General features: G+C 37.6%; 1 protein-coding gene. It reads left to right on the top strand.

Features of this window, described 5'->3' with window-relative positions; genetic code table 11:
- Nucleotides 1-28: 28 nt before the first annotated feature.
- Nucleotides 29-527, top strand: a 499-nt coding sequence (locus AC3G7N_RS22540) for a hypothetical protein (protein WP_489424326.1), incomplete at its 3' end; no start/stop codon positions are given.

The following is a 527-nucleotide window of genomic DNA, read 5'->3' as shown; positions in this document are numbered from 1 at the left end:
ACTGGACCATCACAACGGATTGCTTCTCATGCGCAATGACCACTTGGGTGAACGACGCTTGCGAAGTGATGACTGTTATAAGCTAATTTATTCTCCATATGGAAAAGGAACATACCAAATGAAGCGACAGGATTTAGCTATTAACAAAGATGAGTTTATCATTGTTAATCCGAATGAGGAGCATAAACAATTGCAAATTTCCAAAGAAAAATTTCTGGTGGAACTTGATCAATCGTTGCTCAGTAATATTGCTATCGAAATAGATGTGTCGTTAACAGATCCTGAATTTGCGTTGTTTTCCTTTAAGCATCCACAGATTACAAAGTGGGTTGGTTTCTTGCGTGAATTTATGCTGTTTAATCAAGATGCTTCGGAAAAGAGTCAACAACTTTTCATTGAAAATGCCCTCACACAGCTCGTCATTTTAATGCTCCAATACGGTCCAGGATCTCACCTTAAAGAATTGCCAACATTTCAGGCAAATGATGAACTGCATAAGGTTATCAATGCATTAAAAGATAGTTATG

The organism is Virgibacillus carmonensis, assembly GCF_057836705.1.
The sequence above is the reverse complement of the archived record's forward strand: the minus strand, read 5'-3'. Positions and strand labels throughout refer to the sequence as shown.